General features: G+C 47.6%; 12 protein-coding genes. 4 read left to right on the top strand and 8 right to left on the bottom strand.

Translation table 11 applies throughout. From position 1 onward, the window contains the following. Positions 1-41 precede the first annotated feature (41 nt). Complete coding sequence (locus KO518_RS16705) at positions 42-590, top strand: PEP-CTERM sorting domain-containing protein (RefSeq protein ID WP_216027003.1); 549 nt, start codon at positions 42-44, stop codon at positions 588-590. 38 nt (positions 591-628) lie between these two features. Here KO518_RS16705 and KO518_RS16710 read toward each other — a convergent pair whose 3' ends face one another. The 8 genes from KO518_RS16710 to KO518_RS16745 form a co-directional block, all read right to left on the bottom strand. After that, positions 629-1,318, bottom strand: coding sequence for a hypothetical protein (locus KO518_RS16710; RefSeq protein ID WP_216027004.1), 690 nt, complete (start codon positions 1,316-1,318; stop codon positions 629-631). 178 nt (positions 1,319-1,496) lie between these two features. Further along, entirely contained in the window at positions 1,497-1,706 is a 210-nt protein-coding gene (locus KO518_RS16715; protein WP_216027005.1) for a cold-shock protein, read from the bottom strand. 291 nt (positions 1,707-1,997) lie between these two features. Next, on the bottom strand, positions 1,998-3,632 hold the full coding sequence (ubiB, locus tag KO518_RS16720) for a ubiquinone biosynthesis regulatory protein kinase UbiB (RefSeq protein ID WP_216027006.1): 1,635 nt from the start codon (positions 3,630-3,632) through the stop codon (positions 1,998-2,000). A 12-nt stretch (positions 3,633-3,644) separates the two neighbouring features. Beyond that, positions 3,645-4,301, bottom strand: coding sequence for an SCP2 domain-containing protein (locus KO518_RS16725; RefSeq protein ID WP_216027007.1), 657 nt, complete (start codon positions 4,299-4,301; stop codon positions 3,645-3,647). Beyond that, the gene (ubiE, locus tag KO518_RS16730) at positions 4,301-5,095 is read right to left on the bottom strand and encodes a bifunctional demethylmenaquinone methyltransferase/2-methoxy-6-polyprenyl-1,4-benzoquinol methylase UbiE (protein WP_216027008.1); all 795 of its coding nucleotides are present in this window, start codon (positions 5,093-5,095) and stop codon (positions 4,301-4,303) included. Before ubiE ends, KO518_RS16725 begins: the two co-directional genes overlap by 1 nt. Before the next feature lie 103 nt (positions 5,096-5,198). Then, positions 5,199-5,894: a DNA-3-methyladenine glycosylase I gene (locus KO518_RS16735; RefSeq protein WP_216027009.1), complete on the bottom strand. Its 696-nt coding sequence runs from the start codon at positions 5,892-5,894 to the stop codon at positions 5,199-5,201. After that, positions 5,894-7,930 (bottom strand): oligopeptidase A, encoded by a 2,037-nt coding sequence (gene prlC / locus KO518_RS16740; RefSeq protein ID WP_216027010.1) that lies wholly within the window; start codon positions 7,928-7,930, stop codon positions 5,894-5,896. Before prlC ends, KO518_RS16735 begins: the two co-directional genes overlap by 1 nt. A gap of 124 nt (positions 7,931-8,054) precedes the next feature. Further along, complete coding sequence (locus tag KO518_RS16745) at positions 8,055-9,752, bottom strand: EAL domain-containing protein (RefSeq protein WP_216027011.1); 1,698 nt, start codon at positions 9,750-9,752, stop codon at positions 8,055-8,057. A 309-nt stretch (positions 9,753-10,061) separates the two neighbouring features. On the opposite strand from KO518_RS16745, the gene KO518_RS16750 reads away from it, so the two are divergent. From KO518_RS16750 to KO518_RS16760, 3 genes are all read left to right on the top strand, one after another. Next, on the top strand, positions 10,062-10,622 hold the full coding sequence (locus KO518_RS16750) for a response regulator (RefSeq protein ID WP_216027012.1): 561 nt from the start codon (positions 10,062-10,064) through the stop codon (positions 10,620-10,622). Between the two features lie 314 nt (positions 10,623-10,936). Beyond that, a complete protein-coding gene (locus KO518_RS16755; protein WP_216027013.1) occupies positions 10,937-11,863 on the top strand; it encodes a sensor histidine kinase in 927 nt (308 codons plus the stop codon). 63 nt (positions 11,864-11,926) lie between these two features. After that, positions 11,927-13,255 (top strand): response regulator, encoded by a 1,329-nt coding sequence (locus KO518_RS16760; protein ID WP_216027014.1) that lies wholly within the window; start codon positions 11,927-11,929, stop codon positions 13,253-13,255. Positions 13,256-13,449: the final 194 nt, after the last annotated feature.

Here is a 13,449-nt window from a genome sequence, read left to right on the forward strand (position 1 = left end):
TACCGGCCCCTTGTTCAAACGAAAAAGAAAGGAAATAAACAATGAAATGGTTTTTAGTCGCAGCCTCTCTTGTGCTGGCTCCAATGGCCCAAGCTGGGTTGTTTACACTTAATTTGCCCGGTGACAACACGGGTATGCTGGCCACTAATGATGGCTGGAACATGGAAGACACAATGTCGATAGATTTCTATACCTTCGAATTAATGAGCGATACAGAGCTCGATTTCACCGTATCGGCAGTTTCCTCTATTGGCCTGAGCCTGTACGCTGGCGAGATGACAACGGATCCGGGCTTTTTGTTTAGCAACAGCGGTGATTTCATTGATTTTATGGGTAACAACTTTGCCTATATCACTGGCACTAACCCGTTCTTTCCCGGGGCGGGAAACAACGCGCTAAACACCGGTAACTTAATTGCAGGATGGTACACCCTGGCCGTTGGTGGCAATGAGGGCTTTGACTTCGGTGGTACAGAGTATGTACTTACCAGTACTTACCGTCAGGTTCAGGCAAGCGAACCTGCTACCTTTTCAGTGATACTTTTAGCTCTTGCCGGATTGTTGTGGCAGCAACGCCGGATGCAACGATAACGAGAGACAAACAGGCGGCGTGCCGCCTGTGTGTTTTTTTAATACCACCAGGGGTAAGAGAAATCCACGGACTGAGGTTCAATCACAGCAGTATAGGGCGCGGAAAAGCCTTTCCAGAATAACCCGGCAAACGCGTCTTCCTTTATCACCAACTTTCCTTGCTTTGCATATTGTTGTAACAACGCGTAATACGCTCCTACCGGATATTGTGGCGTATTAGAGCGGAAAATCACTGTACCACCAAACTCATTGTACAGCGATTTATCGATTAACCAGCGTTTTACCTGTTCTTCGGCAATGGTTTGAATAGATTTTTGCACAGTACTCTTAGGCATAGGAAGGGCGTCGTCATTTGCCTTGGCTTCTGCGCGTGCCTTTGCTTCCTTGGCTTTCTGGGTATTGAGGCTCTCACCGAAAACCTCTATAAACCGAGCAACCAGGGCAGGATCGGGAGAGATATTTCGAGATGTTGCGTAGTCAGCCAGCACTTTGTCCACAATAAGCTCAGTAAGCTTACCATGCTGAAAATGTGCCATTGCCATTTCACGAGACACGCCCAACGCTTTCGCCAAGGTGTTGAGTTGCGCCGGATCTGGCGAGACATCCGCTTCTGTAACAGGTTCATTGAATAACACTGCGAGCACTGTATCTTGCGCGGAAACCAGGTTGGCAGAAAATATGGTTAACACGGCAAATAATGTGAAAACCCGTTTAAACAAGCTACGCATGAAAACTCCTATAACGTTATGACGGATAACAGCGCAAGGTATAAGCGTATGTACACAGATTTGGAAATAATAGCAAACAAAGAATTCGTTACATATTGTAACTGCACGTCATTGACAATGGTGATATTAATGCTGAAGAGATAAAAAACGGTGACTGTTGTCACCGTTTTTCTGGGAATCAGATAGCTTGTACGTTGGCAGCCTGTAGGCCTTTTTGACCTTGCTCGACTTCAAACTCAACTCGCTGACCTTCGTTCAGGGTTTTATACCCTTCAGAAACGATAGCACGGAAATGTACGAAAACATCCTTATCGCCGCTATCCTGAGTCAGGAATCCATAACCTTTATCTGCGTTAAACCATTTAACGGTGCCTGTAACTTTAGACATGTAGACCTCAAAACTTTCTATAAAACTGCGCCAAAGCGCTTTACTCATGGCCTTATTACAACGGGTTATTTGGGTCTTACATGGGATGGGCAAACAACTTACTACAATTACAGGTGTAACCAGAGCGTTGTACATCGTGGTAGAAACAAAAATAAACTCGTCTTAAAAGACCGCTGGCAATTCAGCCTTTTCCACTATAACAGCTGATACGAAAAATGATACAAAAATTCACCGCTAACTGAAAAATATCACATTTTCGTAACTAATGTGTCAGATTACCCGCCGCCCCAACTAGTTGGGGTGGCTGTGTCGCCACCCCTGTATCCAGCATCCTAACCCCGTTATTACACTGCATACCGGGTACGCCCAAGAATGGGCGTAAAGAGGTAAAATAGCCGCCACAATGACGAAGGTTGCACCTACCACTACCCAGTGATTTGCCTTGGCCGTTTCCAGTTGAAGTCGCGCAATTTCCTGTTGTCCTCGTTGCAGCTCCAGTGGCAAACCTTTAATCTGTTTCAAACTGTCGTGGATGAGATCTGGCATCTCAGGTAACTTCTCAGACCAGAATGGCAAATTCTCTTTCACCTTTGTATACATGGCCTGGACACCAATTTGTTGCTTCATCCAGTTTTCCAGAAAAGGCTTAGCGGTTTGCCATAAATCCAATTGTGGGTAAAGCTGGCGCCCCAGACCCTCAATGTAAAGCAAGGTTTTTTGTAACAGCACCAGTTGTGGCTGCACAACCATGTTGAACCGACGGGCAGTGTTAAACAGTTGCAATAACACATTGCCAAATGAAATTTCCGCCAGTGGCTTTTGGAATATCGGTTCACACACCGTGCGAATAGCCATTTCGAATTCGTCAATGTTGGTGTCACTGGGTACCCAACCGGAATCGGCGTGTAACTGTGCCACCTTCCTGTAATCGCGGTTAAAGAAGGCAATAAAATTTTCCGCCAGATAACGCTTATCTTCGCGATTCAACGTGCCCACAATGCCAAAATCAATGGCAATATACTGGGGATTGGCCGGGTTTTCTGTAGAGACAAAAATATTGCCAGGATGCATATCGGCATGAAAAAAGCTGTCCCGGAACACCTGGGTAAAAAACACTTCAACCCCTCGTTCAGCCAGTTTTTTCATATTGGTGTTTTGAGCAAATAATGCATCCAGGTTAGAAATTGGAATACCATAGATACGTTCCATTACCAATACGTCATGGCGACAATAATCCCCGTACATTAGAGGAACATACAAACTCTCCGACCCTTCGAAATTCCGTCGCAATTGAATGCCGTTTGCCGATTCGCGCATCAGATCTAACTCATCTACCAGGGTTTTCTGGTACTCAGTCACCACTTCCACCGGCCGGAGCCGTTTTCCATCTGGTAACCATTTTTGCAGCACCCCAGCCAAGGTGTAAAGCAGTTCCATATCCGCGTCGATGGTTTTCCTGATCCCCGGTCTAAGTACTTTAACCACCACATTCTCGCCATTACTTTTTAGCGTTGCTGGGTGTACCTGGGCAATGGACGCAGACGCCAGTGGCTTTTCTTCAAACGCCGAAAACACCACATCCAACGACGGAATATTCAGGCTTTTGAGAATAATAGCTTTGGCGGCATCACTGGAAAACGGTGCTACGTTATCCTGCAGACGCGCCAACTCATTGGCGATAGCCGGCGGCAGTAAATCCCGACGTGTTGACAGCATTTGGCCAAACTTTATAAATACCGGCCCGAGGGTTTGCAGTGCAAGGGTAATGCGCTCACCGGCGGGCTTCTCTTTGTGTTCGTTACTGATCCAGAAAATCAGTTTGCGCATTATCCGCACGTACCAAGGCAGCCAGCGAGAGGGTATCAATTCATCCAGTCCATGCTGCAAAAGGACTTTATTGATGAAGTACAGTCTTCCTAAACGCATGTCGTCAATCCGCTATTGTGTCTTTTCCTGCTTCACCAGTAATATGGCTTCCAGCTTGTTGAGTTTGGCCTGTAAGCGCTCTACATCGTCACGAAGATCACTGACTTGATCACAAAAATGCGTGACCGCCAACGCCGGCGCAGCAATCTGCTTTTCTTCGGTCAGTGCATTGCCCAGCCCGGCCTTAGCGTTATTCACTACGCTCAGCATTGTTTGGTGTACCCGATTAGCAGAAGCAAACAGCGTGTGGGCCACCACATCACCCGTATACTGCGACACCACCTCTTCCCAGTCTATACTAAGCCCCTGGAATAAGCCGCTGGCTTGTTGCGCAACAGCAAGCTCCCCTTCAACGGTTAACTTGCCTTCCTGAATCAGCGCGGTTAGTCGACTGCTTTGTTTCAGTTGCGGCAAAACATCCAACGACACCTGAATACAGCAACTTTGTTTATCCAACGCCTTCACGGTTTCGGAAAACGTACTTTGCTCAGCCAGTACGTTGACGTTGTCGGCGAACACCAATCGCAGAGCAATAGGAGTATCAGCAATATACACTATGAGTGTCTTGCCGGCTAACTGACGCAATCTGTCATCACTGTCCTCATCAAGGGACAGCAATTGATTCATTGCGGTTTCAAGTGTGGCAGTGAAAAGTGCCTGAGCGGGCATCAGAATTTATACCCCCGGTGTAACGCTACGATACCGCCGGTAAGATTTTGATAATCGCACTGCTCAAAACCCGCGCTTTCAAACATACTTTTGAGCGTTTCCTGATCGGGGTGCATGCGAATACTCTCGGCCAGGTACTGGTAACTCTCAGCGTCATTCGCCACCAGTTGCCCCATTTTTGGGAGTATGTGAAATGAGTAAATATCGTAAACCTTGCTCAACTGCGCTGTGGTGGGTTTGGAAAATTCCAAAACCAGTAAACGGCCGCCGGGCTTCAATACCCGGTAGATGGAATTCAGAGCGTTTTGTTTTTCTGTGACATTTCGCAAACCAAACGCCATGGTTACCACGTCGAAGGTATTGTCGGGAAAGGGCAATGCTTCGGCATCAGCCTGTACATAGTCAATATTGCTCACCAGTCCGCGATCGCGGAGTTTATCGCGACCCACTTTGAGCATCGACAAGTTAATATCAGCCAGTGTAACTGAGCCTGTGGCGCCAACCAAACGGGAGAATTTCGCAGTGAGATCGCCTGTTCCGCCAGCAATATCCAGAACCTTGTGTCCTGCCCGCACCCCGGAACAATCAATGGTATGACGCTTCCACAACCTGTGAATGCCCAGCGACATTAAATCGTTCATAACATCGTATTTGGCAGCTACGGAATCGAACACATTCGCAACCAATGAAGCCTTTTCAGATTTGTCGACCTGCTTGTAGCCAAAATGGGTGGTTTTGTCGTTTTGCGCGCTTTGCTCTGTCGGCAAAACGGGAGAAGTCTGGTTATCGCTCATGACATTCCTGAGGGTTTGTTTCTGATGCAGTGAGTGTACCCAAAAGCAGCGTTGAGCAACAGCGCTTTACCGCCCAATCATTGAATTAGCTCGCTTCTAACTGTTACGCCTGATGTCGATCGTTTGGCCCCCAACTGTACGCCAGGATCTGGCTTATTTCCTGTAGCGTCAAACCACTTTGCTGTTGCCACTGCGCAAAACACGCGTTGGCAGCTTTCAGCGAGCGCTGGCTGGTTAGGGAACCGTCGATAACCTCGTGCTTGCGCAGGTAATCTTCTGTATCGCGGGAGAAAATAAACGTATCTACGCCACACGACCTCAGCACATAAGGCCCGGTATTCCCACCTAGCCTCGCGCCGTGCTTTTTCAGATACAGCCACAACTCAACAATACGCTCGGAAGGAAAACTGGCAACAAATGTACCAAAGTTGTCATAATGATGGCGTATATCCTGAATCATCAAGGCGTTCTCTCTCACCGTCATGACTTTTTTGTAATTGCGTACAATGCGTCTATCGGTCGCTTTTTGCTCTAGCATTTCATCGGGCATCAACAGCACTTTTTCGATATCAAAACCAAAGAAAACCGTTTCAAAATCCGGCCATTTGGCTTCAATAACCCGCCATACAAACCCTGACTGAAACACTTTCTTTGTCATTTCAGCCAAAAAACGGTGGTCGGGAATAGCCGCCACCTCCAAGGGCGTAAGTGGCTGGCTTATCATTTGCGAAAGGGCGGCTTCCCCACCCTTCCTCTTAACCGCCCGGTTGAAAATCACCGAAAAGGGCTCTGCGGCCATCAGGCTTTGATCCCGGAATGACGTAACAGGGCATCGACCTTAGGTTCACGACCTCTGAAGGCGACAAACAAATCCATGGGCGGTCGGCTTCCACCCATCTCAAGAATGTTGTGCAAAAACGCCTTGCCGGTTTCCCGGTTAAAGATACCGTCTTCCTCAAACTTGCTGAACGCATCGGCCGATAGTACTTCAGCCCATTTGTAGCTGTAGTACCCCGCCGCGTAGCCTCCGGCAAATATATGACCGAAGCTGTGCTGGAAACGATTAAACGAGGGGGGCGTGATCACCGCAACCTGTTCGCGTACATCGTCCAACACAGCCTGTACATCTACATTGTCGTCTGTACACTGATGTAGTGTGAAGTCGAACAAACTGAATTCCAACTGCCTTACCATTTGCATGGCTGAGTGGTAATCGCGGGCAGCCAACATTTTGTCGAGCAAATCATTGGGCAAGGGTTCGCCTGTCTCGTAATGGCCGGAAATAAAGTTAAGCGCGTCTTCCTCCCAACACCAGTTTTCCAAAAACTGACTCGGCAGCTCAACGGCATCCCACGGTACACCGTTAATACCAGACACACCCGCTACCGACATTTTCGTCAGCATATGGTGAATACCATGCCCGAATTCGTGGAACAGGGTAACCACTTCATCGTGGGTAAACAGCGCAGGTTTGTCACCTACAGGGCCATTAAAATTACAGGTGAGGTACGCAACCGGTAGCTGGATACTGCCGTCGGGTAATGCCCGGCGTACCCGGCATTCGTCCATCCACGCACCACCGCGTTTTTTGGCTCTGGCGTACAAATCGAGATAGAAACTGCCACGCAAAGCATCGGCGTCATCGGTAATGGTAAAGTAGCGCACATCGTCGTGCCACACATCAACACCAGGTTGTTCAATGATCTTCAGGCCGTAAAGACGATGAACAACTTCAAACAGTCCGCTTAGCACTTTGTCTTCGGGAAAATACGGGCGTAACATTTCGTCGGAAATGGTGTATTTTTCCTGCTTTAACTTTTCACTGTAGTAGGGTAAATCCCACGCGTTTACGGTGTCTACACCAAAGCGTGATTGCGCAAAAGCCCGCACCTCGTCCAATTCCTGAGCGGCTTGAGGGCGAGACTTTGCCGCCAGATCCCGTAAAAAGCCAATAACCTGATCGGTAGAGTCAGCCATTTTGGTTGCTAAGGACCGTTCTGCATAACTGTTGAAACCCAACAAATTAGCCAGTTCTCTTCTCAGCGCCAGCGTTTCCTGAATAATTGCCGTGTTGTCCCATTTGCCGGCATTCGGCCCCTGTTCGGAGGCCCGCGTAGTGTAAGCCCGATACATTTCCTCTCGCAATGCGGCGTTATCTGCATACATCATTACCGGTAAATACGAGGGGATATCAAGGGTGAACAACCACCCTTGTAAATCTTTTTGATGGGCCGCTTGCGCGGCTGCCGCCATGGCTGATTCCGGCAAACCAGATAAATCGGATTCGTCAGTAACGTGTTTGGTCCACCCCATGGTGGCATCCATAACATTGTTGCTGAAGGTGGACGATAATTCGCTGAGCCGGGCCTGAATATCCGCAAAGCGTTTTTTCTTGTCGTCGGGCAAGGCAACACCCGAGAGAGTGAAGTCCCGCAACGTGTTGTCGATTAGTTTTTGGCGCTGCTCATCCAATGTGGCAAACTCGTCACTGTCTCTTAGTGCGCGATAAGCGTTGTACAACCCTTCGTGTTGCCCCACCCAGGTGCCGTACTCAGACAGCAGGGGTAAACACGCGTCATGGGCTTCGCGCAGCGCATCACTGCTAACCACGGAATTCATATGGGACACTGGCGACCACATTTTGCTAAGGCGGTCATCCGCCTCCTCAATGGTGGCCACCACGGCCTGGTAGCTTATCTCCTGGGACGAGACAACATCTTCAATGGTCGCTTTACAGTGGGCAATGGCCTTCTCAATGGCCGGTTTAATGTCCTCGGGTTTGATGCCGGAGAACAAGGGTAATCCTTCGACGTGCTCAATAGCAGATGTTGTCATAATGATCTCGCTTGTTTTTGAAGTTTCTGATACGAATGTTGGGGTTATAATGCCCAAATGCAAGCGAGATTTTTGATTCGTTCTGAAACGTTTTCCGACTCACCGTGACAACACAAACGGCGAACTAATAATCGATATAGGGTTGTTGCACAACTAGCTTTTCAAAGTCGACACGCTGCACAGCTTTGCTGTAGTAGAAGCCCTGCACTTCGTCACAGTCAAGCGCTTTGAGCACATCCGCGACGACTTTGGTTTCCACGCCTTCAGCCACCGTTTGAATATTTAACCGGCTGCAAGCTTGTATCAGGCTTTTTACTAATTCTCTTTTGTTGGTGTCTGCATCAATGTTGTCAATTAAAGAACGGTCGAGCTTCAACACATCCACGGGCAATCGGGACAAATATGACATAGAAGTAAAGCCTGCGCCAAAGTCGTCAATAGATATTCTTACGCCGAGTAATTTCAATTGCCAAAGTAAACCGTTCATAAACTCGCAGTCTGTGGCTATTGCGGTTTCCGTTACTTCCAGTTCAATACAAGCAGGGTTAACGGCATAGCGGCCAATTTCTTCGGTTAAAATGTGTACAATCCGATGATTCTGCAGTTGTTTTGCAGAAATATTCATGGATACACATTTCACATCATCACTGACACGCATCAGCTCCGACACCGCCCTCACTCCCTGGCGAATCACCCATTCACCAATCAGTTCAATTTGACCGTCTAATTCTGCCAGGCGAACAAACTCGGCCGGCGGGACCCAGCCCAACTGGTGGTGCTGCCAGCGAAGTAACACCTCCGCACTGTGTATCTTTCCGGATTTCAAATTTATCTTGGGTTGAAAAGCCAAAGTAAACTGGTTGTTGTCCAGCCCACTTTGTACATCTGCACGAATGTGCTGCTGACGCTGAAATCGCTCAATAGCCATGTCATCGAGGTTTGAAACATGGCTGGAGTGCATTTCCCTCAGGATCGTGAGTTCGAGGTTTTTCGCGAGTGTATCAACATCAAGGCTCGGCGATCCCAACACGTGAAAGCCCACTCCGACCTGGCAATACACTGCGCGTTTATCAACGGTATAGGTTTTTTGTAATTTTCTGCGAAGTATTGCCCCCCACTGTTGCAATTCAGCTTCGTCAGACACGTCCAGCCGAAATGAAAAAAGCCCGTACTTATCTTTTTGAATAGGACAAAAATCACCAATAATTTCCCTAATGTGGCGCTCAACTTTCTCAAGCAAGATCGTCATTGTAGATTCACCATGACTGTATGAAACATCGTCCATATTGATGAGTTTCACGGCTATTAACGCACCAGACTCTTCTATATTCACCACATTATCGGGAAGCGTAGTATCGTCTTCGCTCACCTGATGACTCAATTCCACCATGCGTTTTTGCCAGCTGTGATCAGATCGCACCCGAAAATAATCAAAGGCTTGCTCAATTTCCGTAACCAACTGATTGGAACACCACGGCTTAGTGAGATATTTGTTTACCAGACCGCTGTTTAATAACCCCACCGCTGTGTCAAAGTCGTTTTCGCCACTCAGCATCATTGTGATGGTTTGCGGGTAGAACTGATTGATGTATTTGAGCAGATCCGCGCCGCTCATTCCCGGCATTCTTTGGTCTGTAAGCACCACAGCGATAGCATTTGTTGCCAGTACCTCCATTGCCTGTTGCCCACTTTTTGCAGTATGTATGGTGTAGCCCGAAGGGCGCAGCGCGCGCCTGATGGCGTTGAGTACTCCGGGCTCGTCATCAACAATAAGAAGTTCTAGGTGGTGTAAACTGGTTACTGTCGCATTCGAGGCAGACATGGTGTTCTCCGCTTGAGAGCATCACAGGACAGTAAAAACACTGTCTAGCGCTGCACTACTATTATTCGTATTGTTTTAGTTTGTGTGCAATTCCCTTTTTCACACTCGTCAATTTGTCTAATATTGCCAGGCATCATTACCTAAGTTCTGGTTAATCCCTGGCACTCCACTGTATAGTTAGTGAGCGATATAATTAAACCAAAATGTCACTAATGTCGCATATTATCCTTTAGTCTGGATTGTCATAATTTACGAACGCTGCTATAAATATCACCAACATTGCTACATTCACTTCTGGAGACAAACGACATGAAAACCCTCACATCTGGCGAAATAGCGTCGTATTGTGATGTCAATTTGCGAACTGTTATTCGTTGGATCGAGAGCGGTAAGCTCAAGGGCTTCAAGTTGCCTGGCAGGGGGAACAACCGGGTTCTGATCGATGACTTTATCGAGTTTCTTGAAAAACATAACATGCCAGTTCCCGATCAGCTTCAGGGTGAAGTGACACCGGGGATCTTAATTGTCGACGACGAACTCCCCGTGGCCAAATCAATTCAACGGGTTGCACGTCGCGCTGGATATGAAACCTTGATAGCGACTGGCGGGTTCCAGGCTGGCGTTATGCTAAGTCAACACAACCCTAGACTGATGACGCTGGACCTCAGCATGCCTGGAATGGACGGCTATAGCGTTATTCAGTTCACCCGTGAGCAAGCGAGGTACAAACGGCTAAAAATTATCGTTATTTCAGCATTGGACGATGTCAGCTTAGAACGGGCATTAGATCTTGGCGCAGATGCCGCTCTGTCAAAACCTTTCTCTAATCACGATCTTACCGCGTTGCTGGATAAATATATGTCAGCCTGAACGCTGACACTGGGGGTACGCAATGACAAACCACAAACTTTTCCTTTGGCGAACCCCATTATGGGGAGCCATTGTCTTTGTATTGATGACATGTGTGGTGCTGGCTGCTCCCACTGACGAAATAACTAGCGATGGGTCGACGTTTACCTCAACACCCGTGACGACGGTTCAGTGTTTGCCCGACGCTGAACCATTAACAAATTTCTGCTTTGTGAAAAAAACCGTCTATCTTTATCAAGGTGGACAGATTTTTTTGAGAAAGCAATGAAATACTATCAGAACCCAAGCGCTATGCACGATAGAAGAGTGCGGGCATGATAAATAACGATCAGCCTTCCTCCACTGCCAGGCTCGAAAAAGAGCTGCAACGCAAAGAACTGTTGCTCTGCGCACTTCGCAAAGATCTGCAAGATGCACAGCGGCAATTATTGCAGGCGGAAAAAATGGCTTCGGTGGGCCAGCTAGCGGCCGGCGTTGCACACGAAATAAATAACCCTATCGGCTTTGTATCGAGCAATATCGCTACGTTACGTGATTACATAGCGGCCTACCAACAACTCATGGCGAAAATAATGGCGGCTTTTGAAGACGATACGTCATCCGCTCCTGCACTCGCTGAGGTCGTGCAAAAAGCATGGGCAGAGCACGACATTGCGTTTATCAACGAAGACATATGCTCTTTAATAGACGAGTCTGTTGATGGTTTACAGCGCGTGAGTGAAATTGTAAATGGTCTGAGGCTCTACTCTCGTATCGATTCAGAAGACCGTCAATGGCACGACGTTAATCAGTGCCTGAAAACCACGCTAAGCATGGTGAACAACAAGCTGAAGTACATCTGTGAGCAGACACTGAGTCTTGCCGACCTACCCAAGGTGTACATAAATGTGGGCAAGATAACCCAGGTTTTCACGAATTTACTTATCAATGCCGGCCAAGCCATTGAGTCGACGGAAAAGCAGGGGGTAATTACAATATCAACCTACCTGAAAAACGGCGATGTACACGTGAGCATTAAAGACAGTGGGTGCGGGGTTAAGCGTGAACATATCGACAAACTCTTCAACCCTTTCTTTACCACTAAACCAGAAGGTCTGGGAACCGGACTTGGTCTTTCTATTTCACACGGTATAGCCCTGGAGCACGGGGGAGAATTACTGGTCGAAAGCAAAGAAAACCAGGGCACCACATTTACCTTGGTGCTGCCCGTCGATGGCCCAGAACCGAGCGCTACACGTTAAGTGTCGTGGTGTGACTTCGCGTAACAAATTTAAACAGGCCGTACCCAGGCCTTAGGAGTTCTTATGAGCGAGACAGAAGAGAAGCAAGCGGAAAGGAAGTACACCGTATTATTTGTTGATGATGAACCTAATATTCTTCGCGCACTCAAACGCGCATTGTTCAAATTCAATATAAATATGCTGTTGGCTGAAAGCGGCCAAAAAGCACTGGAATTACTAAGCGAAAATACGGTTCACGTGGTGGTATCAGATATGAAGATGCCACACATGTCCGGAGCAGAGCTACTCGAACAGGTCGCCCGGCTCTATCCGCATACCTTTCGGGTTGTGTTGACGGGTTTTGCCGATATTGATTCCACCATCAAAGCCGTTAACCAAGGCAAAATTCACCGCTATTTGCAGAAGCCTTGGGACAACCAAGAATTATTAAACACCCTGGAAGAAGGTCTGGAAAGAGTAAAGTTGAAAGACGAAAATGAACGCTTACAAAAACTCACCCGCCTGCAAAACAAAAAGCTCAAAGACATAAACAGCACCTTGGAACAAACTGTGGTAAAACGCACCAAGCAAATTAAGTTTGCGCTAAACCGCATTCAAAAACAGAACCAGGCTATAGAACAGGTGTTGTTTAATGTCATCAGCATCAACCCGGACATTGATGGCAAATTTGCTATTGAAATCAGTGAGCTTGCCGCTTTGCTGGCGCAAAGAGCCCAGTTGCCTGAAGAGGAAGTCAGGCTTATCCGCTACGCCAGCCTGATATGTGAATTAGGCTGCTTGGGATTAACGTCAGCAGATTTTACACCGCCCTTTAGTAAGCTAAATTACGAGCAGCAAAAGAAATTTCTTTCGCAAACCAAACAGGCTGTAACCATCCTCGCGCCCGCTGAACACATGAAACCCATTTCCGATATTATTGAGTTTCAGTTTGAGCATTGGAACGGTTCAGGGCTTTACAACAAAGTTGCCAAGGAAATTCCCAATGGTGCCCGCATCCTTGCTATCAGCCGGGACTACTGGCGACTCGTTACCGGCCGTTTGCAGGAGAAAAACCTGTCGCCTAACGAGGCCAAACAAGAACTCAAAAAACACCGCAATACCCGTTACGATGCGACCTTTCTCGATATTCTTTTGGATGCTCAGGACATAGGCATGCCCAAGCACATGGATAACAGCTTCGGTGCCTCTGAACTGGCTCCGGGTATGGTACTGGCGGCCAACTTATATAATGACAGTCACATTCTCATCTTGCCTGAAGGCCATGTTTTCACAGAAGCCACTATCGCAAAGCTGATGCAATTTGAAGATGATCACAATCGCCAGTTTGAAATAACCATCAAACCCGCCAAGAAGCAACAGGCCGAAAGCCCGGAGCAAACCGAAGAAGCGTGACCCGCGTTCCCGGGGAAATACCTGTTTCCCCGGTTTTAGTTACTCTCTGGGAAATGAACCTCATAGACTTTCAGTTATACTTTTCAGCAATAAGAAAGTAGGATTTCCTATGAATGACTTTTCTGCGCCATACGGTCCATTGCCTTAAACAAGGTCATTCAACCCATAGTGGTTTGACTTTATTTGTAACGCCC

It is taken from the genome of Aestuariibacter sp. A3R04 (assembly GCF_018860805.1).
In the GTDB taxonomy this organism is placed as follows: domain Bacteria; phylum Pseudomonadota; class Gammaproteobacteria; order Enterobacterales; family Alteromonadaceae; genus Alteromonas.

What these genes read in the sequence shown, in the direction of transcription:
- KO518_RS16705 (WP_216027003.1), top strand. Translation starts at nt 42, where the DNA reads ATGAAATGGTTTTTAGTCGCAGCCTCTCTTGTGCTGGCTCCAATGGCC.
- KO518_RS16710 (WP_216027004.1), bottom strand. Translation starts at nt 1,318, where the DNA reads ATGCGTAGCTTGTTTAAACGGGTTTTCACATTATTTGCCGTGTTAACC.
- KO518_RS16715 (WP_216027005.1), bottom strand. Translation starts at nt 1,706, where the DNA reads ATGTCTAAAGTTACAGGCACCGTTAAATGGTTTAACGCAGATAAAGGT.
- ubiB (WP_216027006.1), bottom strand. Translation starts at nt 3,632, where the DNA reads ATGCGTTTAGGAAGACTGTACTTCATCAATAAAGTCCTTTTGCAGCAT.
- KO518_RS16725 (WP_216027007.1), bottom strand. Translation starts at nt 4,301, where the DNA reads ATGCCCGCTCAGGCACTTTTCACTGCCACACTTGAAACCGCAATGAAT.
- ubiE (WP_216027008.1), bottom strand. Translation starts at nt 5,095, where the DNA reads ATGAGCGATAACCAGACTTCTCCCGTTTTGCCGACAGAGCAAAGCGCG.
- KO518_RS16735 (WP_216027009.1), bottom strand. Translation starts at nt 5,894, where the DNA reads ATGGCCGCAGAGCCCTTTTCGGTGATTTTCAACCGGGCGGTTAAGAGG.
- prlC (WP_216027010.1), bottom strand. Translation starts at nt 7,930, where the DNA reads ATGACAACATCTGCTATTGAGCACGTCGAAGGATTACCCTTGTTCTCC.
- KO518_RS16745 (WP_216027011.1), bottom strand. Translation starts at nt 9,752, where the DNA reads ATGTCTGCCTCGAATGCGACAGTAACCAGTTTACACCACCTAGAACTT.
- KO518_RS16750 (WP_216027012.1), top strand. Translation starts at nt 10,062, where the DNA reads ATGAAAACCCTCACATCTGGCGAAATAGCGTCGTATTGTGATGTCAAT.
- KO518_RS16755 (WP_216027013.1), top strand. Translation starts at nt 10,937, where the DNA reads ATGATAAATAACGATCAGCCTTCCTCCACTGCCAGGCTCGAAAAAGAG.
- KO518_RS16760 (WP_216027014.1), top strand. Translation starts at nt 11,927, where the DNA reads ATGAGCGAGACAGAAGAGAAGCAAGCGGAAAGGAAGTACACCGTATTA.